The organism is Streptomyces sp. NPDC002853 (assembly GCF_053591915.1).
The window spans coordinates 35,169-56,325 of sequence record NZ_JBSFUS010000016.1; the positions used below are offsets into that span (position 1 = coordinate 35,169).

Below are 21,157 nucleotides of genomic sequence, written 5' to 3' on the forward strand. Positions count from 1 at the left end.
CTCCGAGCGGCGGGTGAGATCCTGGACGCCGTTATGTCTACGCAGCCTGCCCTCACCCTCGATGCCCTCGCCCCGCGCCTGTCCGAGCTGTCGCTGCGCGACGAGCACCGGATCGGCCGCCGGCTCGAGGGTGCGCGCCGGATCCGCAAGCCCGATGCCCGCGCCGCCGTTCTCGCCGAGATCGCGGCGGACGTCGACAAGGCCGCGGCCCGGATGGCCGAGCGGGGCAGCCGTCTGCCCAAGATCACGTATCCGCAAGAGCTGCCGGTCAGCCAGAAGAAGGACGACATCGCCGAGGCGATCCGCGACCACCAGGTCGTGATCGTGGCGGGCGAGACCGGCTCCGGCAAGACCACGCAGATCCCCAAGATCTGCATGGAGCTCGGGCGCGGCGTCCGCGGCATGATCGGCCATACGCAGCCGCGCCGTATCGCCGCCCGCACGGTGGCCGAGCGCGTGGCCGACGAGCTGAACACCCCGCTCGGCGAGGCCGTCGGCTGGAAGGTCCGCTTCACGGACCAGGTCAACCCGGACGGCACGTTCGTGAAGCTGATGACGGACGGCATCCTGCTGGCCGAGATCCAGACGGACCGCGAGCTGCGCGCGTACGACACGATCATCATCGACGAGGCCCACGAGCGGTCCCTGAACATCGACTTCCTGCTGGGTTATCTCGCCCAGCTGCTGCCCAAGCGCCCGGACCTGAAGGTCGTCATCACCTCGGCGACCATCGACCCCGAGCGGTTCTCCCGGCACTTCGGGGACGCCCCGATCGTCGAGGTCAGCGGCCGGACGTATCCCGTCGAGGTGCGCTATCGCCCCCTCCTCGAAGAGGACTCGGACGACTCCGACCGCGACCAGATCACCGCGATCACGGACGCCGTCGAGGAGCTCCAGGCCGAGGGCAAGGGCGACATCCTCGTCTTCCTCTCCGGAGAGCGCGAGATCCGGGACACGGCGGACGCGCTGAACAAGAAGGCCTACAAGTTCACCGAGGTCCTTCCCCTCTACGCCCGGCTCTCGCACGCCGAGCAGCACCGCGTCTTCCAGCAGCACACGGGAAGACGCATCGTCCTCGCGACGAACGTCGCCGAGACCTCGCTGACCGTCCCGGGCATCAAGTACGTCATCGACCCCGGCACGGCCCGCATCTCCCGCTACAGCCACCGCACGAAGGTGCAGCGCCTGCCCATCGAGGCGATCAGCCAGGCCAGCGCCAACCAGCGCAAGGGCCGCTGCGGGCGTACGTCGGACGGCATCTGCATCCGCCTCTACTCGGAGGACGACTTCGTCGCCCGCCCCGAGTTCACCGACGCGGAGATCCTGCGCACCAACCTCGCCTCGGTCATCCTGCAGATGACGGCGGCCGGTCTCGGCGACATCGAGAAGTTCCCCTTCATCGACCCGCCGGACCACCGCAACATCCGCGACGGCGTCCAACTCCTCCAGGAACTGGGCGCCCTGGACCCCACGCAGAAGGACCCGAAGAAGCGCCTCACCGAGCAGGGCCGCAAACTCAGCCAGCTCCCCGTCGACCCGCGCCTGGCCCGCATGGTCCTGGAAGCCGACAAGAACGGCTGCGTACGCGAGGTCATGGTGATCGCCGCCGCGCTCTCCATCCAGGACCCGCGCGAGCGCCCCGCCGAGAAGCAGACGCAGGCCGACCAGCAGCACGCGCGCTTCAAGGACGAGACGTCCGACTTCCTCGCCTTCCTCAACCTGTGGCGCTACGTCCGCGAGCAGCAGAAGGAGCGCGGTTCGTCCTCCTTCCGCCGGATGTGCAAGACGGAGTACCTCAACTTCCTGCGGATCCGCGAGTGGCAGGACATCTACACGCAGCTGCGTACGGTCGCCAAGCAGATGGGCATCCATCTGAACGAGGACGACGCCCCCGAGCAGCACGTCCACATCTCGCTCCTGGCCGGCCTGCTCTCCCACATCGGGATGAAGGACGTAAAGGAGTCCAAGGAGAGCAAGGAGAAGGACCCCAAGCAGCGCGGCGGCCGAGGCGAGTATCTGGGTGCCCGTGGCGCCAAGTTCGCGGTCTTCCCCGGCTCCGCGCTCTTCAAGAAGCCCCCGCGGTTCATCATGTCCGCGGAGCTGGTGGAGACCTCCCGCCTCTGGGCCCGCGTCAACGCGCGGATCGAGCCCGAGTGGGTCGAGCCGCTCGCCCAGCACCTCCTGAAGCGCACGTACAGCGAGCCGCACTGGGAGAAGGACCAGGCCGCGGTGATGGCGATCGAGAAGGTGACGCTGTACGGCGTCCCGCTCGTCACCGACCGCAAGGTGAACTACGGCCGCATCGACCCCGAGGTCTCCCGCGACCTGTTCATCCGCAACGCGCTCGTCGAGGGCGACTGGCGCACGCACCACAAGTTCTTCGCCGCCAACCGCCGCCTCCTGACCGAGGTGGAGGAGCTGGAGCACCGCGCGAGACGCCGCGACATCCTCGTGGACGACGAGACGCTCTTCGACTTCTACGACCAGCGGGTGCCCGCGGACGTCGTGTCCGGCGCGCACTTCGACTCCTGGTGGAAGAAGAAGCAGCGCGAAGAGCCCGAACTGCTCGACTTCGAACGGTCGATGCTGATCAACGAGCGCGCGGGCGACGTCTCGAAGGACGATTACCCCGACACGTGGCGCCAGGGGCCGCTCAAGTTCAAGGTGACGTACCAGTTCGAGCCGGGCGCGGACGCGGACGGCGTCACCGTCCACGTGCCGCTCCAGGTCCTGAACCAAGTCACGGCGGACGGCTTCGACTGGCAGATCCCGGGCCTGCGCGAAGAGGTCGTGATCGAGCTGATCCGCTCCCTGCCGAAACCGATCCGCCGGCATTACGTCCCCGCGCCCAACTACGCGAAGGCGTTCCTGGAGCGGGCGGTCCCCCTCCAGGAGCCGCTGCACGTGACCCTTGCCCGCGAGCTCCAGCGGATGGTCGGCGTCCCCGTCTCACCGGACGACTTCGACCTCACGCGCGTACCGGACCACCTGAAGATCACCTTCCGGATCACCGATGAGCGGCGCAGGAAGCTCGCCGAGGACAAGGACCTGGAGGCGCTGAAACTCCAGCTCCGCCCGAAGGCCCGCAAGGCGCTCTCCCAGGCCGCCGCGGCGACCGCGGAGCGCAGCGGCGGCGCGGCCGTCGAGCGGTCCGGCCTCACCGACTGGTCCTTCGGCCCGCTCAGCCGCGTCTTCGAGACGCGTCGCGCGGGCCAGCCGGTGAAGGCGTACCCCGCGCTCGTGGATGACGGCGACACCGTCTCCGTACGCCTCTTCGACACCGAGGCCGAGCAGCAGCAGGCCATGTGGAAGGGCACGCGCCGGCTCATCCTGCGCAACATCCCGGTGAATCCGGCCAAGTTCGCCTCGGACAAGCTGACGAACGCCCAGAAGATCGCCCTGTCCGCGAACCCGCACGGCTCCATCCAGGCACTCTTCGCGGACTGCGCGATGGCGGCGGCGGACAAGCTGATCGGCGACTTCGGCGGTCCCGCCTGGGACGAGGAGTCGTACCGCAAGCTGTACGAGAAGGTGCGCGCCGAGATCGTCGACACGACGGTCCGTACGGTCTCCCAGGTCCAGCAGGTCCTCGCCGCCTGGCAGGCCTGCGAGCGCCGCCTGAAGTCGACGCAGAGCCCGACGCTCCTGGCCAACCTCACGGACGTACGGGCCCAGTTGGACGCCCTGGTCGGCCCCGGCTTCGTCACGGCCACGGGAATCCGCCGCCTGGCGGACCTGATGCGCTACATGGTGGCCGCCGACCGCCGGCTCCAGCAGATGCCGACGAACGTGCAGCGGGACACCTCGCGCATGGAGAAGGTCCACGAGATGCAGGACGAGTACGCCTGGCTCCTGGAACAACTTCCGCAGGGCCGCCCCGTACCGCGGGAGGTCCTGGACATCCGCTGGATGCTGGAGGAGCTCCGGGTCAGCTATTTCGCGCACGCGCTCGGCACGGCGTACCCCGTCTCGGACAAGCGGATCGTGAAGGCGATCGACGCGGCCGCACCGTGACCAGCCGCGCACCCTGGGTGAGTTCGACCGCCGGGCCTGCGCTGCTGTAGAGTCCTGTCTCGCAGCGCAACGCACCAACAAGCGCCGCAAAGCAAGGTCCTGTGGAGCAGTTTGGAGTGCTCGCCACCCTGTCAAGGTGGAGGCCGCGGGTTCAAATCCCGTCAGGACCGCAGTAGAAGAAGGGCCGCACCCGCCAGCCGGGTGCGGCCCTTCTTGCATGCCCCACCACGCGGCCCATTACCGTTCGGGCATCTTGACTGCGTCACATTCCGCCGGTACCCAGACATCAGGGAACGGGGCGGGACCGGTTCCTCATCTGGAGGTGGCGCATGACGGCTTCAGCGGCATCCGCACGGCACGAGACTCGCGCTCTCCTGCGGGCCCATCTCTCCGCGGCGACGAGCTATCGCCACCTGACCCGGCACTGCCCGATCTGCCATCGGCTCGAACGGCTGGCCCTGGAGGCCTCCTCCGCCGCCCAGAGCGGCTGTGAGGGCGGCTGCGAGCCGGGCGAGGACGAAAGTCCCCCGAACGCGTGACCAAAGCCGACCCGCGACCCACCCCGGTGGTGGGAGGGTGAGGGGTAGGGCCCTCGGGTGCGTTGAACCGGCACCCGCCAACTCCCCTGCGCCATCCGGGATCTCCTCTAGCCCAATGGTGTCGTGGGCAACAAGGTTCCCGGCGTGTGACGGGTGTCACCGAAGTCGTTTTTGAAACCCCCGAACTTACACCCCTCCTACAACCAGTCAATTTAATATGTGCAATTGCACCACCCGCACAGCGTCCGCCGAGCGCCTCCCACAGCGCGGCCCCAGCACCCCTCAGAGACCAACAAGCCCGCTCACTGCGGCGCTCACCAGCACCTCCCGGGCGCACAAAAAAGATCGCGCTGGACCCGGCGGAGTCCAGCGCGATCGAAACGACTCACCCATGAGGCTCAGGCGTGGGACCCGTTGGGGCGGGACCCGCGTCGTGTGTAGCTAGGGGTCGGACGGTGCGGCCGAGTTGGGGGACCCGGCAGCGGGCGTACTTTTCGTCCTGGTACTGCGGTTATGCGGTAAATCAGGCCTCGCTGCGCTGCTGCGGGATACCCGCGAGCAGTGCGCGGACCTCGGCCTCGCGGTATCGGCGATGCCCGCCGAGCGTGCGAATCGACGTGAGCTTGCCAGCCTTGGCCCAGCGCGTCACCGTCTTCGGGTCGACGCGGAACATCGTGGCAACCTCAGCCGGGGTCAGCAGCGGCTCGGCATCAGGGGTGCGAGCGGTCATGAGCGGCCTCCTCGGAGAACCGAACCTTCTCGGTTCATTCCTCTAAATTCTGCACCTTGACCCGCGTTGCCCGAAATGGCGGACGCGAGTCGAGTCGGTTATAGGACGAACGGCTTGTCCTCGGCACTACAACTACACCATCCGTCCAGCCACGTCGGCCAAACCGATGGAATTGCCCTCCCAGGTGTCTATCAGCGACGGAAGCCGATGGACCATGCCATAGCGGACAGTCACGCCACAGTGACGATCAGTCACAGAGCGATCAGGAGTCAACAGACCCCCCATAGCGTGCAATGCTGAGCATTCCGCCCACACATGGACGGAAGGAGCCCTCCCCGGACTCCTTGTCCTATTTTGGCACGAGGGGGGGCGATGGGCGCAAGGGCCCCGTAAGTGCGGTCCGTCACGCTTGACACAAAAGCCCGGATCGGGACCTACGTCCCGTGTAGGCGCCACGTAGGGATCACCCACGGACGCCCGGCTGACGCGCAGTTCGAGATCCGACCGGCGCTCAGTTCGAGAACTGGCGGTCCCTGACCGCCCTCCATCGCTCCATGAGCCTCGCATACGCCGCGCCGGCACCCTCGCCGTCGCCGTTGCGCAGCGCCTCGATTCCCTCCGCCATGTCCGCCGCCGAGTGGTCCCCGTCGAGCTGCTCCTCGGTCAGCGCGTGCACGAGCCCGCCGTAGTCGAGCTCGACCAGGGAGCGCGGATGAAACTCCTCGAGCCACCGGCCCACGTCCGTGAGCCCGTCGACGAGCGGTCCGTCGTCGAGCGTGTCCCGCAGCGTCCTGAGCCCGCGGGCCACCCGACGCCGCGCCTGGACCATCGGCGTGCGGTAGCGCAGGACGGGCGCACAGGCAGCCTCGGCGCCCTCGGCGTCCGCGCCCTCTCCGCCCCTCTTCTCGTACCCCTTCTCGAACTGACGCTCCTCGTCCGCGACGAGCACGAACCAGTTCAGCGGCACCTGCCACGTCGACGTACGGATCCAGGGGCGCGCGTCGGGGTTCCGGGCGAGCCACTGCTCGTAGTCCGCGGCCGTCTGGCGGCGCACCACCGGCGGCAGGACCGCGTCGAGCACCGAGGGCGGCAGCTGCCCCGGCAGCTCCCCCAGGGCCTGCCAGCCGCGAAGGCGGGTGCGCCAGGGGCAGACGCACACCACTCCGTCGGCCTCGACCACGAACGCGTCGCTGCTCTCGTGCACCGGGACGGGCACCGGCGGTGTGGGCACCAAGTCCGCCAGGGAGCGCCTCAGTTCGTCCTGGTACGAGGGGCGGTCGGTGCGTCGCGCGTAGCGGGACCAGTGGCCGCGCTCGGGCTCCGGGAAAGCGGCGAGGGGCTCATAGACGCGCAAGTAGGACGCGTACGGGACGACCAACGAAGACACCTTGGGCACGGCTGCTCCCTCCCCTGCGTACCGGCTGGAAAACACTGCAAATCGTGCCATGGCCGAACTCCGCCGTACCGGTCGCTGCGCCGGGAGAGGGTGATCCTCGGCACTGCGCGGCCACCGGGTTCTTCCAGGCTTTAGTCTCATGCCCATCGGGCCCCGCCACCCGCACGGGCGCCCGCCCAACCGCCGCCACTTGACCGGGAGTCACCACAGTGACCGAAGCAGACAACGGCGTCCTGCACACCCTGTTCCACTCGGACCAGGGGGGCCATGAGCAAGTAGTGCTCTGCCAGGACCGTGCCAGCGGCCTCAAGGCCGTCATCGCCATCCACTCCACCGCCCTGGGCCCGGCCCTCGGCGGCACCCGCTTCTATCCGTACGCGAGCGAGGAAGCGGCCGTCGCCGACGCGCTGAACCTCGCGCGCGGGATGTCGTACAAGAACGCCATGGCCGGTCTCGACCACGGCGGCGGCAAGGCCGTGATCATCGGTGACCCGGAGCAGATCAAGAGCGAGGAGCTCCTCCTCGCCTACGGCCGCTTCGTGGCCTCCCTGGGTGGCCGCTACGTCACGGCCTGCGACGTCGGCACGTACGTCAAGGACATGGACGTCGTCGCACGTGAGTGCCGCTGGACGACCGGCCGCTCCCCCGAGAACGGCGGCGCGGGCGACTCCTCCGTGCTCACCGCCTTCGGTGTCTTCCAGGGCATGCGCGCCTCCGCCATGCACCTGTGGGACGTCTCGACGCTGCGCGGCCGCACGGTCGGTGTCGCGGGCGTGGGCAAGGTCGGCCACCACCTCGTGGAGCACCTCCTCCAGGACGGCGCCGAGGTCGTGATCACCGATGTGCGCGAGGAGTCCGTGAACCGGATCATCCACAAGCACCCGTCCGTGACCGCCGTCGCCGACACCGACGCGCTGATCCGGTACGAGGGCCTCGACGTGTACGCCCCCTGCGCGCTGGGCGGCGCCCTGAACGACGAGTCCGTGCCGGTGCTCACCGCGAAGGTGGTCTGCGGCGCGGCCAACAACCAGCTGGAGCACCCCGGCGTGGAGAAGGACCTCGCCGACCGCGGCATCCTCTACGCGCCGGACTACGTGGTGAACGCGGGCGGCGTGATCCAGGTCGCCGACGAGCTGCACGGCTTCGACTTCGACCGGTGCAAGGCGAAGGCGTCGAAGATCTTCGACACCACTCTTGCCATATTCGCTCGTGCGAAGGAAGACGGCATTCCGCCGGCCGCGGCGGCCGACAGGATCGCCGAGCAGCGGATGGCGGAGGCCCGCTCCCGCTGACCTTGGGGACGCCGTGAAAGGGCCCCGCCGACGTGCGCGAGAGACAAGACTCACCCCCGTCGGCGGGTCGCCCGGCAAGAAGAGGTTAAAATCGCAGTTGACCAGCGAGGACAGGGCTCCTCGCGGGTTGTGCGCCGAGGCGCGTCCTGCGGGCGACGTACCGTATGGCCGCAGGAGCAGGTACCGTGGAAGCCCTACGGACCGGCCTCTCCACGGAGAGCCCGTTCCTGATCATGAACGCGTGTCAAGACTCTGGGGTCACCAAGCCCCATATCCGAGGGGGTCGAGCCATGGGGCGCGGCCGGGCAAAGGCCAAGCAGACGAAGGTCGCCCGCCAGCTGAAGTACAGCAGCGGCGGGACTGACCTCTCGCGTCTGGCCAATGAGCTGGGCGCTTCGACTTCGCAACAGCCGCCGAATGGCGAGCCGTTCGAGGACGACGACGAGGAAGACGACCCGTACGCCCAGTACGCGGATCTGTATAACGACGACGAGGACGAGGACTCTTCCGACGAGTCCGGTTCTTCGTCGCAGCGCCGCGGCGCTTGACCTCGTTGCATTCGCAGCACCTGAAGTATTCGCAGTTCTCGTAGCAACTGCACCTCACCCGGTCCGGGGTGGTCACCACAACGGACCGGGTTTTGTGCTGCCCTTTCGGACTTCTACTTCGCGTAGTCACCGATGAGCTCGGCGCCCGTGGTGTGCGCGCCGCGCTCGGTGATCTCACCGGCGATCCAGGCGTCCACGCCGCGGTCCGCGAGGGTCGTGAGGGCCGCGTCCGCGGACTCCTCGGGGACGATCGCCATCATGCCGACGCCCATGTTCAGCGTCTTCTCCAGCTCCAGGCGCTCGACCTGACCGGCCTTGCCGACGACATCGAAGACCGCGCCGGGGGTCCAGGTCTCGCGGTCGACGATCGCGTGCAGGCCGTCCGGGATGACCCGGCCCAGGTTCGCCGCGAGGCCGCCGCCCGTGATGTGGCTGAAGGCGTGGACGTCCGTGGTGCGGGTGAGCGCCAGGCAGTCCAGGGAGTAGATCTTGGTGGGCTCCAGGAGCTCCTCGCCGAGCGTGCGGCCGAACTCCTCGACCTGGCGGTCCAGGGACCAGCCCGCGCGGTCGAAGACCACATGCCGGACGAGCGAGTACCCGTTCGAGTGAAGGCCGGAGGACGCCATGGCGATGACGGCGTCACCCTTACGGATGCGGTCGGGGCCGAGCACGCGGTCCGCCTCGACCGCGCCCGTGCCGGCGCCCGCGACATCGAAGTCGTCGGGGCCGAGCAGGCCCGGGTGCTCGGCGGTCTCGCCGCCGATGAGGGCGCAGCCCGCGAGCACACAGCCCTCGGCGATGCCCTTCACGATGGCCGCGACACGCTCGGGGTGGACCTTGCCGACGCAGATGTAGTCGGTCATGAAGAGCGGCTCGGCGCCGCACACCACGATGTCGTCCATGACCATGGCGACCAGGTCGTGCCCGATGGTGTCGTACACGCCGAGCTGGCGGGCCAGGTCGACCTTCGTGCCGACGCCGTCGGTGGCGGAGGCGAGCAGGGGGCGCTCGAAGCGCTTGAGGGCGGAGGCGTCGAAGAGTCCGGCGAAGCCGCCGATGCCGCCGAGTACCTCGGGGCGCTTCGTCTTCTTCACCCACTCCTTCATCAGCTCGACGGCGCGGTCGCCCGCTTCGATGTCTACGCCTGCGGCTGCGTAGCTGGCACCGGTGGTCTCAGACATGGTGATTTTGAGAGCTTTCGTGTCGTTACTACGGGTGGCTTACGGGCGACGGATCGCGTCGGCCGCTGCCGTGGACGCCGGACCGGCGGCCAGCTCCGTCTCCAGGAGCTGCTTGCCGAGCAGCTCGGGGTCGGGGAGGTCCATCGGGTACACGCCGTCGAAGCAGGCGCGGCACAGGTTCGGCTTGTCGATGGTCGTTGCCTCGATCATGCCGTCGATGGAGATGTACGAGAGCGAGTCGGCGCCCATGGACGTGGCGATCTCGTCGATCGTCATGCCGTTGGCGATGAGCTCGGCGCGGGTCGCGAAGTCGATGCCGAAGAAGCAGGGCCACTTCACGGGCGGCGAGGAGATCCGGATGTGGATCTCGGCGGCGCCGGCCTCGCGGAGCATCTTGACCAGGGCGCGCTGGGTGTTGCCGCGCACGATCGAGTCGTCGACGACGACCAGACGCTTGCCCTTGATGACTTCCTTGAGGGGGTTCAGCTTGAGACGGATGCCGAGCTGGCGGATCGTCTGCGAGGGCTGGATGAAGGTCCGGCCGACATAGGCGTTCTTGACCAGTCCGGCGCCGAAGGGGATGCCGGAGGCTTCCGCGTAACCGATCGCGGCGGGCGTTCCGGACTCCGGGGTCGCTATGACGAGGTCGGCGTCGACCGGAGCTTCCTTGGCGAGTTTCCGGCCCATCTCGACACGCGAGAGGTAGACGTTCCGGCCGGCGATGTCGGTGTCGGGGCGCGCCAGGTAGACGTACTCGAAGACACAGCCCTTGGGCTTCGCTTCCGCGAATCGGGACGTTCGCAGGCCGTTCTCGTCGATCGCGATGAACTCGCCGGGCTCGACCTCGCGGACGAAGCTGGCGCCGCAGATGTCGAGCGCCGCGGACTCCGAGGCCACGACCCAGCCGCGCTCCAGGCGGCCGAGGACCAGCGGGCGGATGCCCTGCGGGTCACGGGCCGCGTACAGCGTGTGCTCGTTCATGAAGACGAGGGAGAAGGCGCCCTGCACGTCCGGGAGGACCTTGGTGGCGGCTTCCTCGATGGTCAGCGGCTTGCCGTCGTCGTCCACCTGGCCCGCGAGGAGAGCCGTCACCAGGTCGGTGTCGTTGGTCGCCGCGACCTGGGTCGCGCGGCCGTTCTCCTTGGGCAGGGCGGCCACGAGCTCGGCGAGCTGGGCCGTGTTGACGAGGTTGCCGTTGTGCCCGAGCGCGATGGAGCCGTGCGCGGTGGCACGGAACGTCGGCTGGGCGTTCTCCCATACGGAGGCACCAGTGGTCGAGTAGCGGGCGTGACCGACCGCGATATGACCCTGGAGCGAACTGAGAGACGTTTCGTCGAAGACCTGGGAGACAAGGCCCATGTCCTTGAAGACAAGGATCTGGGAGCCGTTGCTGACCGCGATTCCCGCGGATTCCTGGCCTCGATGCTGGAGGGCGTACAGCCCGAAGTAAGTGAGCTTGGCGACCTCTTCACCCGGAGCCCAGACACCGAAGACGCCGCAAGCGTCCTGGGGGCCTTTCTCGCCGGGGAGCAGATCATGATTGAGTCGACCGTCACCACGTGGCACGACATCGAGTGTAGGCGAGATCGACCACTGGTCCGAATTGGGGATACGGCCCCCGCACGGAGCGTAATCGTGGCCCTGGCGCGCACGGGGAGTACGAAGCCCGTGTGAACAGGTGGACCGAAGCGTTGACAGGGGTCACCGGGCCCCGTGAAGCTCCTGGTCCATGCACCTGCAGCCCCCTGGTGACCCCTCGGTCACCCTTGTGGAGCGCCGCCACGTCGACCTGGTCCGTGTCGCGAGCGCCATCTGTCACAGCGCTGCCTGAACTCACTCTCCGTCCCTCTATTTCTCTACTCCGGGTACGTGCCCCCTGCCGCGCCGTGCCCCGTTCAGGAGCGCAGCCATGTCTTCGTACGACCGGTTCGCCTTGTCCCGTCGCTCCTTCGGAGGCGCCGTGGGCGCCGGTGCCGCCGCCGCGGTGGGGGTGCCCGCCGCCGCCGAGGCGCGTGAGCGGCCCTTCCGCGCCGCCTCGCGGCCCGGCTCCAAGCGGCCGAACATCCTGTTCATCCTCGGCGACGACCTGGGCTGGGCCGACCTCTCCTCCTACGGGTCGCCGCACATCAAGACCCCGAACCTGGACCGCCTCGCACGCCAGGGCGTGCGGTTCACCGACGCCTACGCCGGGTCCGCGACCTGCTCACCGACCCGGTTCAGCCTGTACACCGGGCGCTACCCCGGCCGTACGGAGGGCGGGCTCGCGGAGCCGATCGCGGACAAGTCCGTGGGCCTGGAGCCGACGCATCCCACGCTGGCGTCGCTGCTGCGGGGCGCCGGGTACGCGACCGCGCTCATCGGCAAGTGGCACGCGGGTTATCTGCCGGACTACTCGCCGACCAGGTCGGGCTGGGACGAGTTCTTCGGAAACTTCGGCGGGGCCCTTGAGTACTACTCGAAGCTGGGGCTCGGCGGTGAGTACGACCTCTACGAGGGCGACGCCGAGTACAAGGACCTGCGCTATTACACGCGCATCCTGACCGAGCGGGCGAGCGAGTACGTGCGGCGGGACCACGGCGACAAGCCCTGGCTGCTCAATCTGAACTTCACCACCCCGCACTGGCCTTGGATAGCCGACGGCGACACCGAGAAGAGCGCCGAGATCGTACGGAGGATCAAGGCGGGCGAGAAGGGCGCGCTCTGGCATCAGGACGGCGGGTCCGTCGAGAAGTACACCGAGATGGTGCAGGACCTGGACCGGTCGGTCGGTGAGGTGCTCAAGGCCCTGAAGCGGTCCGGTCAGGAGCGGGACACCCTGGTCTTCTTCGCCTCCGACAACGGCGGCGAGCGCTTCTCGTACAACTGGCCCCTGTCGGGCAACAAGGCCTCGCTCCAGGAGGGCGGCATCCGGGTGCCGACCATCGTGCGCTGGCCCGCGCGGCTCGACGGCGGGCAGGTCAGCCACGAGCCCGTGTTCACCCCGGACTGGACGGCCACGCTCCTGGAGATCGGCGGGGCCAGGCCGAGCCCCGCGTACCCGCTGGACGGGACCAGCCTCGCGCCCTACCTCCTGAAGGGCGAGGAGCTCGCGGAGCGGGAGCTGTTCTGGCGCGTGCGCGGGGAGCGGGCCCTGCGGCGCGGTGACTGGAAGTACTACCGGGGCAAGGGCGGCGAGGACCAGCTCTTCGACCTCTCGGCGGACCAGCGCGAGCAGGCCGACCTGGCGGCGCGCGAGCCTCGGCTGCTGGCCGAGCTGAAGGCGGCCTGGGAGAAGACGGACAAGGGGCTGCTGCCGTATCCGGCCGCCTGAGACCGTGCCGGGGCGAGCCGCTGCCTGAACTGAGCCTTAAGCGCGGCCTAAGAAGCCTTCCCGGGGGTTCGCGGGGGCCCGAGTGATCGCTAGCGTGCCTGGCACGCACCCGAGTTGATCTTCGGCCCGCGCGAACCCCCACTCGGAAGGTCCCCATGAAACCGTCCCCGCGCCTCTGCCTCATACCGGCCGCCGTGGCCGCCGCCCTGACCGCCGCCGCGGCGGCGCCCGCGCCCGCCGCCGACGAACGGGAGCGGCGCGTCCAGGTCGCCATGGTGAACTTCACCGACAGCCGGATCCCGGACGCGGGCAAGCTGGAGACCGCCCTGAAGGACAACTATTTTGGCGCCGACGGCTCCCTGACCTCGTACTACAACGAGGTCACCGGCGGCGCGACCACCTTCAGGGCCGCCGAGGGCGACGGCGTCACCGGACCCGTCGACATCGACCTCGCGGCCACCGGCTGCGACACCGGCAAGATCAACGGCCTGACGCGCAAGGCCCTGGCCGCGAAGGGCGTCCCCGAGGAGAGCTACGACCACCTGTCGCTCGTCTTCCCCTCGGAGAAGGCCGGCTGCGACTGGCTCGCCCTGGGGACCGTCGGCGGCGGCACCACCTGGATGCCGATCGGCGCCGACGGCAAGATGTCGATGACGGCCCTGGTCCACGAGTTCGGCCACAACTTCGGCTACAGCCACCACATGCGCCTTCGCTGCCCCGACGGCGACCTCGGCGCGGGCTGCAAGGAGGACGGCACCAGCCACAAGACCCCGATGGGCGGCGGGGGTTGGGAGGCCGGGCTCACCTCTCCCGAGCTGCTGCACAACAAGTGGCTGACGGGCGGCGAGGTCGCGAAGGTCGCCAAGTCCGGCACGTACGACCTGCGTCCGCTGTACGGGAGCGGGGGCGGGGTCCGTGCGCTCGACATTCCGCTGGGCGACGACCGTCTCGTCGTGGAGCTGCGGCACGAGTCCGGCACCGTCGACGGCGGCATCCAGGGCGTGCACGCCTACCGGGTGCCGGCCACGGACTACGCGAAGTCGGCGCTCATCGACCCGACGCCGGACACCGACGGCTCCGACAGTGACGCCCCGGCCGACGCGGACGCCCTCAAGGCGGGCGCGACCCTGACGGACACGGCACGGAAGGTCGAGGTCAAGGTCGTGAAGGCGGCGGCCGGGACGGCGACGGTGCAGGTCAGCCTGGACGGCGTCGCGGCGCCGAAGGAGGCCGCCGCCGCCCCGACCGAGGAGGACGGGCCCGCGGAAACCCCCGCTGAGGCTCCTGCTGAGGCCCCCGCGGAAACCCCCAACGCGGCCCGCCCCGCCGGTGATTCCACCGAGCTCGCCGAGACCGGCGGCGATTCGGACACCACGCTCGCCTACTCCCTCGGCGGTGGCCTCATGCTCGCCCTCGGCGGCGCGTTCCTGCTGAAGTCCCGCGCCCGCCGCGTCGCCGTCACTTCTCCTTCGGGTCGGCGGCGTTCGCGCTGACGACCGTGCCGTCGGCGGCGGTGAGGGAGAGCCCTGCGTGGGTCAGCTGGTAGCTCACCTTGCCGTCGAAGAGCTTGAGGAGCTTCTTCTCGGTCTCCCCCGCGGCTCCCTCGCACAGCATGCGGGTGGTCCGGGGGGCGCCCAGAATGATCTCCCCGTCCCGTACGTCTGCCTTGGCGGAGACGCTGTTGCAGCCGAGCTTTCCGCGGACGGTGCCGTCCTTGCCGAAGGTCAGATGGGCCTTGCCGGCCACTTCCTTCGGCAGGGACGCCGCGACCTTGCCGTCACCGATGGCGTTCACGCTCCACTTGGTGCCCGTGAGGGGGGCGGCGTCCGCGTCCGGTTCAGAGGTGAGGGCCACGCGGTCTCCCTTGTCGGTGGTGAGCGTCAGCTTGTCGCCGTCGACGGCGGCCTTCAGCTCTCCCTTGGCGAGGGCGGCCTTGAAGGCGTTCTCGAAGTCCTGCTTCTCGCAGCCCCGTTTGGTGGAGAGGGCGTTGGCGAAGCCGACGGTGTCGCCGTCCGTCCTCACGTCCGCGGTGAAGCCGTTGCAGCCGTAGTTGCCCTCGGCCTTGCCCTTGTCGCCGATCTTGACGTAGGCATCGCCGGGGGCCTGCTGTTTCTTGCCGTCCACCGTGACGCTCTCGACGCTCCAGTGCACGCCGGAGAGCCTCGGCTGAGACCCGACGGACCCGCTGCCTGAGCCGGTCTCGGTGCCGCACGCGGTGAGCATGCCCGCGGCGGCCAGGGCCATGACGGTCGGAGTCAGTCGTTGCTTCTGCATGCCGCTGTGACGGGACAAGTGGGTGATCTGGTTCCCTTCTCGCCATCCGGTTCGCCCGGCTAGCTCATGACCGGCAGCAGCCCCGCCAGGTCCGCCCGCTCCCCGCTCGCCCCGACCTTCGCCGCGTCGAGGGCGGTCTTCCAGTCCGTGCGCCCGGTCGCGAGGCGGATCCAGGTGAGCGGATCGGTCTCCACGACGTTCGGCGGGGTTCCGCGAGTGTGCCGGGGCCCTTCGACGCACTGGACCACGGCGAACGGCGGGATCCTGACCTCGACGGCACCGCCGGGGGCCTTCACCGCGAGGGCGTCGGCGAGCAGCCGGGTGCAGGCTGCCAGGGCCTGACGGTCGTACGGGACGTCAAGGCCGGGCACCGCGTCGTTCAGGTCGTCGGTGTGCACGACGAGTTCGACGGTACGGGTGACCAGGAAGTCGTCGAGGGTCATCGCGCCGAACCGCGTCGGCATGAGCCGGCCCGCCGTGACCTCGGGCAGCGCGTCCTCGAAGCCGGCGAGGGTGCGCGCGTACAGCCCGGTCAGATCCTCCTGGGCGGCGAAGGCCCGCGAGGCCTCGTCGACCTGCGCGGCGGCCGACGCGGTCGCGAACGGCCAGTCGAGCAGGGCCACTTCGCGCGCCGGGGGCTCCGGCATGGCGAGGAAGCGGGTGGCGCCGCCGAGTGCCATCGTGAGGTGGGCGGCAAGCTCGCGGACGGTCCAGCCGCCGAGCCGGGTCGGCAGGGCGAGCTGCTCGGGCTCCAGGGTGCCGACCGCGTCCCGTACGTTCCCGAACTGGGCGAGGACGGCGGTGCGGATCTTGGCGGAGTCGTAGATACGCGTGCGCTTCTTGGCCGGTGGCATAGGCCGAGCCTAATTCTTCCCGGGGTAGCCCCCAAGGCCCTTCTCCACCTGGCCGAAGACACGCTCGGCCGACTCGGCGCAGTCCTTCGCGATCTCGTCGAGGGGGTCACCGGCGAGGGTGCGCTCGTGGTTCTCGACGATGAGCGCGTTCCGGGCGCCGATCAGCTGGGCGGCGGCCACGCGCGCGAGGAGCAGGTCGTCCGTCTCCTCGGCGAGGGCGTCGGAGAGGAGCTGGACGCTGCGCATGTGGAAGATCACCATGCGGTGCGCGAGGGTCGGTGTCTCGCTGATGAGCTGGCGCACCTTGAGGGCGCGCGGGTCGCCGCTGAGTCCGATCGACGGGTCGCGTCCGGCGATCTGCCCCAGGAACTGGCCGCGCATCGCGGCGACCGCGGACTCCCCGGGCTGCCGCTCGCGCACCGCTCGGGCCGGGTCGCCGACGTGCTCCTCCATGGGGCTGACGATCGCGCCTTCCTTGGTGCCGAAGTAGTTGAAGACGGTCATCTTCGACACGTCGGCGGCCTCGGCGATCTCCGCCACGGAGACGTGGTCGAAGCCCCGCTCGGAGCAGAGGTCCACGGCGACCCGCCAGATCCGCGACGCGGTCTGCTTCTTCTTGCGCGCGCGCAGCCCCAGCTCCTCAGTCATGCAGGTCACGGTACCGGGGCGGCCTCATCCCGGACCGACATGACCGAAGGCCCCACCCGAGGCAGATCGGGTGGGGCCTTCGGTCGTGCGCGAGCCGAACCGGTCAGGCGAAGAGCCCCGGCAGGGTCCCCTCGTGCGCCTCGCGGATCTCGGCCAGCGGGAGCGTGAACTCGCCCTGCAGTTCCACCGCGTCACCGTCGACCACACCGATGCGCGTCGCGGGCAGGCCCCGCGCCCCGCACATGTCGGTGAAGCGCAGCTCCTCGGAGCGGGGGACGGACACGACCGCACGGCCCGCCGACTCGCTGAACAGGAGGGTGAACGCGTCCAGGCCGTCCGGGACGACCAGGCGTGCGCCCTTCCCGCCGCGGAGGCAGGACTCGGCGACGGCCTGCGCGAGGCCACCGTCGGAGAGGTCGTGCGCGGCGTCGATCATGCCGTCGCGCGAGCCCGAGATCAGGATCTCGGCGAGCAGCCGCTCGCGCTCCAGGTCGACCTTCGGGGGAAGCCCGCCGAGGTGGTCGTGGACGACCTGCGACCAGGCCGAGCCGCCGAACTCCTCGGTGGTGTCACCGAGCAGGTAGAGCAGCTGGCCCTCTTCGGCGAACCCGATCGGCGTGCGGCGCGCCACGTCGTCGATCACGCCGAGCACCGAGACGACCGGGGTCGGGTGGATCGCCGCCTCGCCCGTCTGGTTGTACAGGGAGACGTTGCCGCCGGTCACCGGGGTGCCCAGGATCTGGCAGGCGTCGGCGAGGCCACGGGTGGTCTCGGCGAACTGCCACATGACGTCCGGGTCCTCGGGCGAACCGAAGTTCAGGCAGTCCGAGACGGCGAGCGGCTTGGCACCGGTCGCGGCGACGTTGCGGTACGCCTCCGACAGGGCCAGCTGCGCGCCCGCGTACGGGTCGAGCTTCGAGTAGCGGCCGTTGCCGTCATTGGCGAGGGCGACACCGAGGCCGGTCTCCTCGTCGATGCGGACCATGCCGGAGTCCTCGGGCTGCGCGAGCACCGTGTTGCCCTGCACGAAACGGTCGTACTGATCCGTCACCCACGCCTTGGAGGCCTGGTTCGGGGACGCGACGACCGCGAGGACCTGCTCGCGCAGCTCCTTCGAATCCGCCGGTCGTGCCAGCTTGTTGGCGTCGTCCGCCTGGAGGGCGTCCTGCCACTTCGGGCGCGCGTAAGGGCGCTCGTAGACCGGGCCGTCGTGGGCGACCGTGCGCGGGTCGAGGTCGACGATCTTCTCGCCGTGCCAGAAGATCTCCAGGCGGTCGCCGTCGGTCACCTCACCGACGACGGTGGCGATGACGTCCCACTTCTCGCAGATCGCGAGGAAGCGCTCGACCTTCTCCGGCTCGACGACCGCGCACATGCGTTCCTGCGACTCACTCATGAGGATTTCCTCGGGAGTGAGCGTGGAGTCGCGAAGGGGTACGTCGTCGAGCTCGACGCGCATGCCGCCCGAGCCGTTGGACGCCAACTCCGAGGTGGCGCAGGAGAGTCCGGCCGCGCCGAGGTCCTGGATGCCGACGACGAGCTTCTCGGCGAAGGCCTCCAGGGTGCACTCGATGAGGAGCTTCTCCTGGAAGGGGTCACCGACCTGCACGGCGGGACGCTTCGAAGGCTTCGTGTCGTCGAAGGTCTCGGAGGCCAGGATCGACGCGCCGCCGATGCCGTCGCCGCCGGTCCGGGCCCCGTAGAGGATGACCTTGTTGCCGGGGCCGCTGGCCTTCGCGAGGTGGATGTCCTCGTGCCGCATGACGCCGATGGCACCGGCGTTCACGAGGGGGTTGCCCTGGTAGCAGGCGTCGAAGACGAGCTCGCCGCCGATGTTCGGCAGGCCCAGGCAGTTGCCGTAGCCGCCGATGCCCGCGACGACTCCCGGCAGGACACGCTTCGTGTCGGGGTGGTCGGCGGCGCCCATCCGCAGCGGGTCCACGACCGCGACCGGGCGGGCGCCCATCGCGATGATGTCGCGGACGATGCCGCCGACACCGGTGGCCGCGCCCTGGTAGGGCTCGACGTACGAGGGGTGGTTGTGCGACTCGACCTTGAAGGTGACCGCGTAGCCGTTGCCGACGTCGACGACACCGGCGTTCTCGCCGATGCCGACGAGCATCGCGTCGTTGTCGGGGGCCTTCTCGCCGAACTGGCGCAGGTGGACCTTGCTGCTCTTGTACGAGCAGTGCTCGGACCACATGACGGAGTACATGGCGAGCTCGGCGCCGGTGGGACGGCGGCCCAGGATCTCGCGTACGCGCGCGTACTCGTCTTCCTTCAGGCCCAGTTCGGCCCAGGGCAGCTTGACGTCGGGAGTCTCGGCTGCGTGCTTGACGGTGTCCAGAGTCATGCGTTGACCAGCTTCTTCAGGATCGAGGTGAAGAATCCGAGGCCGTCGGTGCGGCCGGTCCCGACCAGCGGCTCCACGGCGTGCTCGGGGTGCGGCATGAGGCCGACGACATTGCCCGCCTCGTTCGTGATGCCGGCGATGTCACGGAGCGAGCCGTTGGGGTTACCGTCCAGATAGCGGAAGGCGACGCGGCCCTCGGCCTCCAGCATGTCCAGGGTCCGCTCGTCGGCCGTGTACTGGCCGTCGATGTTCTTGAGCGGAATCTGGATCTCCTGGCCGGCCGTGTAGTCGGCGGTCCATGCGGTCCGGTCCGTCTCCACGCGCAGCTTCTGCTCGCGGCAGATGAAGTGCAGGTGGTTGTTCCTCAGCATCGCGCCGGGCAGCAGGTGCGACTCGGTGAGCACCTGGAAGCCGTTGCAGATACCGAGAACCGGCATCCCCGCCTTCGCCTGCTCGATGACCGACTCCATGACGGGCGAAAACCGTGAAATGGCCCCGGCCCGGAGATAGTCGCCGTACGAGAATCCGCCGGGAAGCACCACGGCGTCGACCTGCTTCAGGTCCTTGTCCCGGTGCCAGAGCGGCACTGCTTCGGCGCCGGCGACGCGGACGGCGCGCTGGGTGTCGCGGTCGTCGAGCGTTCCGGGGAAAGTGACGACTCCGATTCGAGCAGTCACTTCTCTTCCTCCACCTTTACGAAGAAGTCTTCGATCACGGTGTTGGCGAGGAAGGTTTCCGCCATCTCGTGGATACGGGCGAGGGCTGCGTCATCGACGGGCCCGTCCACCTCGAGTTCGAAGCGCTTTCCCTGACGTACGTCGGCGATCCCCTTGAATCCGAGGCGCGGCAGTGCACGCTGCACCGCCTGGCCCTGGGGGTCGAGGATCTCCGGCTTGAGCATGACGTCGACTACGACGCGTGCCACTGGCACTCCCGGTGTGTGGTGCTGGCTGAGCGGTCCCTTCAGACTACCCGCACAAAAATTCTACTCGCGTAGATTCGTAGAAACCTACGTGAGGACGGTCACGTTCCTGCTCATACTCACGTATCGAACGGGGCACCTTCGCGAAAAATCCTGGAAAAGATCACGCATCGCCATTGCACCCGGACACGCGGGCGGATTTAGTCGGGCTTCACAATGCAATGCCGGGCACTGTACAAAGGAAAAGGCATTGGCCGATCCTTTGCACATAACAGTGCCCATAACAGCCGGACAGTCGGCATCACCGCACGTCAACGTCGGTGGAGCCGCACGAAGGGACCGATATTCGTGGCGCAGCGTGTCGTAGTCACTCTCTTTGACGACATCGACGGCGGGGAAGCGGCGGAGACGATCGCCTTCGGTCTTGACGGCAAGTCGTACGAGATCGACCTCAATCAAACCAATGCCAAGAAACTGCGCAAGGTACTTGCCCCGTACCTGGACGCGGCCCGCAAGCAGTCGAAGTCCGGCAAGGCCTTCCGGCACACGACAGTGGCGGCGAACCCCGCGGCCGTCCGCGCCTGGGCCCGCTCGCACCAGATGGACGTCCCGCCGCGCGGCCGCATCCCCAAGAAGGTCTACGAGGCCTTCGAGGCGGCCAACTGACGCTCCGGCCCACCCCGGCCGACCTCGGCCGATGGCCTGCCAGGAGGGCCCCTCGGCAACCGACTTGACCTGCACCCCCGACGTTCGGCTAAAGTCTGGAGCACGCCGAGGGGCAAGGCCGAAAGGCCCGAACCTCACGGAGTCTTGCGGGTGTAGTTCAGTAGTAGAACATCCCCCTTCCAGGGGGAAGGCGCAGTGTGCAATTCCTGTCACCCGCTCTGCATCGCTCACCGAGCACTCTTTCGAGTGCGGTAGGCTGGTGCTCGCGCCGATCAGTGAGAGCTGGTCGGAGGCAATGCGAACGTAGCTCAGTTGGTAGAGCGCAACCTTGCCAAGGTTGAGGTCGCGAGTTCGAACCTCGTCGTTCGCTCCAGAGAAGAAGGCCCCGGTCATCGCGACCGGGGCCTTCTTCGTGTGCGCCCCCGCGGCC

The 21,157-nt window shown here is 68.9% G+C and carries 18 protein-coding genes and 3 tRNA genes; 11 read left to right on the forward strand and 10 right to left on the reverse strand.

All coding sequences use genetic code 11. The features are described from left to right. Positions 1–33 precede the first annotated feature (33 nt). The 3 genes from hrpA to ACWD02_RS36700 all read left to right on the forward strand — a co-directional run bounded on the left by hrpA (position 34) and on the right by ACWD02_RS36700 (position 4,553). The gene (hrpA, locus tag ACWD02_RS36690) at positions 34–4,014 is read left to right on the forward strand and encodes an ATP-dependent RNA helicase HrpA (protein WP_451219267.1); all 3,981 of its coding nucleotides are present in this window, start codon (positions 34–36) and stop codon (positions 4,012–4,014) included. 95 nt (positions 4,015–4,109) lie between these two features. Continuing rightward, positions 4,110–4,184, forward strand: a tRNA-Asp gene (locus ACWD02_RS36695). 159 nt (positions 4,185–4,343) lie between these two features. Further along, positions 4,344–4,553, forward strand: coding sequence for a DUF6274 family protein (locus tag ACWD02_RS36700; protein WP_451219269.1), 210 nt, complete (start codon positions 4,344–4,346; stop codon positions 4,551–4,553). A 523-nt stretch (positions 4,554–5,076) separates the two neighbouring features. Here ACWD02_RS36700 and bldC read toward each other — a convergent pair. Beyond that, complete coding sequence (gene bldC / locus ACWD02_RS36705) at positions 5,077–5,283, reverse strand: developmental transcriptional regulator BldC (RefSeq protein WP_003949541.1); 207 nt, start codon at positions 5,281–5,283, stop codon at positions 5,077–5,079. A gap of 511 nt (positions 5,284–5,794) precedes the next feature. Next, positions 5,795–6,679 (reverse strand): hypothetical protein, encoded by an 885-nt coding sequence (locus tag ACWD02_RS36710; protein WP_451219272.1) that lies wholly within the window; start codon positions 6,677–6,679, stop codon positions 5,795–5,797. A gap of 209 nt (positions 6,680–6,888) precedes the next feature. Here ACWD02_RS36710 and ACWD02_RS36715 point away from each other — a divergent pair, with 209 nt between their 5' ends. Next, positions 6,889–7,971 carry a Leu/Phe/Val dehydrogenase gene (locus tag ACWD02_RS36715; protein ID WP_451219275.1) on the forward strand — a complete coding sequence of 361 codons (1,083 nt, stop codon included), beginning with the start codon at positions 6,889–6,891 and terminating at the stop codon, positions 7,969–7,971. A 290-nt stretch (positions 7,972–8,261) separates the two neighbouring features. After that, positions 8,262–8,519, forward strand: coding sequence for a DUF3073 domain-containing protein (locus ACWD02_RS36720; protein ID WP_363310544.1), 258 nt, complete (start codon positions 8,262–8,264; stop codon positions 8,517–8,519). A 113-nt stretch (positions 8,520–8,632) separates the two neighbouring features. Here the strand turns inward: ACWD02_RS36720 and purM are convergent, their stop codons facing one another. Both purM and purF read right to left on the reverse strand, forming a co-directional pair. Beyond that, entirely contained in the window at positions 8,633–9,700 is a 1,068-nt protein-coding gene (purM, locus tag ACWD02_RS36725) for a phosphoribosylformylglycinamidine cyclo-ligase (RefSeq protein ID WP_451219279.1), read from the reverse strand. A gap of 39 nt (positions 9,701–9,739) precedes the next feature. After that, positions 9,740–11,266 (reverse strand): amidophosphoribosyltransferase, encoded by a 1,527-nt coding sequence (gene purF / locus ACWD02_RS36730; protein ID WP_451219281.1) that lies wholly within the window; start codon positions 11,264–11,266, stop codon positions 9,740–9,742. Positions 11,267–11,429: 163 nt separating this feature from the next. On the opposite strand from purF, the gene ACWD02_RS36735 reads away from it, so the two are divergent. The 3 genes from ACWD02_RS36735 to ACWD02_RS36745 all read left to right on the forward strand — a co-directional run bounded on the left by ACWD02_RS36735 (position 11,430) and on the right by ACWD02_RS36745 (position 14,503). Continuing rightward, a complete protein-coding gene (locus tag ACWD02_RS36735; RefSeq protein ID WP_451219284.1) occupies positions 11,430–11,531 on the forward strand; it encodes a putative leader peptide in 102 nt (33 codons plus the stop codon). 78 nt (positions 11,532–11,609) lie between these two features. Next, a complete protein-coding gene (locus tag ACWD02_RS36740; protein ID WP_451219287.1) occupies positions 11,610–13,010 on the forward strand; it encodes a sulfatase family protein in 1,401 nt (466 codons plus the stop codon). A 155-nt stretch (positions 13,011–13,165) separates the two neighbouring features. Then, entirely contained in the window at positions 13,166–14,503 is a 1,338-nt protein-coding gene (locus ACWD02_RS36745) for an LPXTG cell wall anchor domain-containing protein (RefSeq protein WP_451219290.1), read from the forward strand. Here ACWD02_RS36745 and ACWD02_RS36750 read toward each other — a convergent pair. The 6 genes from ACWD02_RS36750 to purS form a co-directional block, all read right to left on the reverse strand. After that, on the reverse strand, positions 14,469–15,284 hold the full coding sequence (locus ACWD02_RS36750) for an META domain-containing protein (RefSeq protein ID WP_451219293.1): 816 nt from the start codon (positions 15,282–15,284) through the stop codon (positions 14,469–14,471). The genes ACWD02_RS36745 and ACWD02_RS36750 overlap by 35 nt on opposite strands. A 59-nt stretch (positions 15,285–15,343) precedes the next feature. Next, positions 15,344–16,138, reverse strand: coding sequence for a sterol carrier family protein (locus ACWD02_RS36755; protein ID WP_451219296.1), 795 nt, complete (start codon positions 16,136–16,138; stop codon positions 15,344–15,346). A gap of 9 nt (positions 16,139–16,147) precedes the next feature. Then, the gene (locus tag ACWD02_RS36760; protein ID WP_451219299.1) at positions 16,148–16,786 is read right to left on the reverse strand and encodes a TetR/AcrR family transcriptional regulator; all 639 of its coding nucleotides are present in this window, start codon (positions 16,784–16,786) and stop codon (positions 16,148–16,150) included. Positions 16,787–16,889: 103 nt separating this feature from the next. Continuing rightward, entirely contained in the window at positions 16,890–19,139 is a 2,250-nt protein-coding gene (gene purL / locus ACWD02_RS36765) for a phosphoribosylformylglycinamidine synthase subunit PurL (RefSeq protein ID WP_451219302.1), read from the reverse strand. Next, positions 19,136–19,816 (reverse strand): phosphoribosylformylglycinamidine synthase subunit PurQ, encoded by a 681-nt coding sequence (gene purQ / locus ACWD02_RS36770; protein ID WP_344522188.1) that lies wholly within the window; start codon positions 19,814–19,816, stop codon positions 19,136–19,138. Before purQ ends, purL begins: the two co-directional genes overlap by 4 nt. Further along, positions 19,813–20,064: a phosphoribosylformylglycinamidine synthase subunit PurS gene (purS, locus tag ACWD02_RS36775; RefSeq protein WP_135332092.1), complete on the reverse strand. Its 252-nt coding sequence runs from the start codon at positions 20,062–20,064 to the stop codon at positions 19,813–19,815. Before purS ends, purQ begins: the two co-directional genes overlap by 4 nt. 345 nt (positions 20,065–20,409) lie before the next feature. Here purS and ACWD02_RS36780 point away from each other — a divergent pair, with 345 nt between their 5' ends. From ACWD02_RS36780 to ACWD02_RS36790, 3 genes are all read left to right on the forward strand, one after another. Continuing rightward, positions 20,410–20,727: a histone-like nucleoid-structuring protein Lsr2 gene (locus ACWD02_RS36780; RefSeq protein WP_451219306.1), complete on the forward strand. Its 318-nt coding sequence runs from the start codon at positions 20,410–20,412 to the stop codon at positions 20,725–20,727. Between the two features lie 146 nt (positions 20,728–20,873). Then, positions 20,874–20,945 (forward strand) — tRNA-Gly (locus ACWD02_RS36785). A gap of 79 nt (positions 20,946–21,024) precedes the next feature. Then, positions 21,025–21,100: transfer RNA gene (locus tag ACWD02_RS36790), tRNA-Gly, on the forward strand. Positions 21,101–21,157 lie beyond the last annotated feature (57 nt).

Coding starts and splice junctions, on each gene's coding strand:
- hrpA (WP_451219267.1), top strand. CDS start 34: ATGTCTACGCAGCCTGCCCTCACCCTCGATGCCCTCGCCCCGCGCCTG.
- ACWD02_RS36700 (WP_451219269.1), top strand. CDS start 4,344: ATGACGGCTTCAGCGGCATCCGCACGGCACGAGACTCGCGCTCTCCTG.
- bldC (WP_003949541.1), bottom strand. CDS start 5,283: ATGACCGCTCGCACCCCTGATGCCGAGCCGCTGCTGACCCCGGCTGAG.
- ACWD02_RS36720 (WP_363310544.1), top strand. CDS start 8,262: ATGGGGCGCGGCCGGGCAAAGGCCAAGCAGACGAAGGTCGCCCGCCAG.
- purM (WP_451219279.1), bottom strand. CDS start 9,700: ATGTCTGAGACCACCGGTGCCAGCTACGCAGCCGCAGGCGTAGACATC.
- ACWD02_RS36735 (WP_451219284.1), top strand. CDS start 11,430: ATGCACCTGCAGCCCCCTGGTGACCCCTCGGTCACCCTTGTGGAGCGC.
- ACWD02_RS36740 (WP_451219287.1), top strand. CDS start 11,610: ATGTCTTCGTACGACCGGTTCGCCTTGTCCCGTCGCTCCTTCGGAGGC.
- ACWD02_RS36745 (WP_451219290.1), top strand. CDS start 13,166: ATGAAACCGTCCCCGCGCCTCTGCCTCATACCGGCCGCCGTGGCCGCC.
- ACWD02_RS36750 (WP_451219293.1), bottom strand. CDS start 15,284: ATGCAGAAGCAACGACTGACTCCGACCGTCATGGCCCTGGCCGCCGCG.
- ACWD02_RS36755 (WP_451219296.1), bottom strand. CDS start 16,138: ATGCCACCGGCCAAGAAGCGCACGCGTATCTACGACTCCGCCAAGATC.
- ACWD02_RS36760 (WP_451219299.1), bottom strand. CDS start 16,786: ATGACTGAGGAGCTGGGGCTGCGCGCGCGCAAGAAGAAGCAGACCGCG.
- purL (WP_451219302.1), bottom strand. CDS start 19,139: ATGACTCTGGACACCGTCAAGCACGCAGCCGAGACTCCCGACGTCAAG.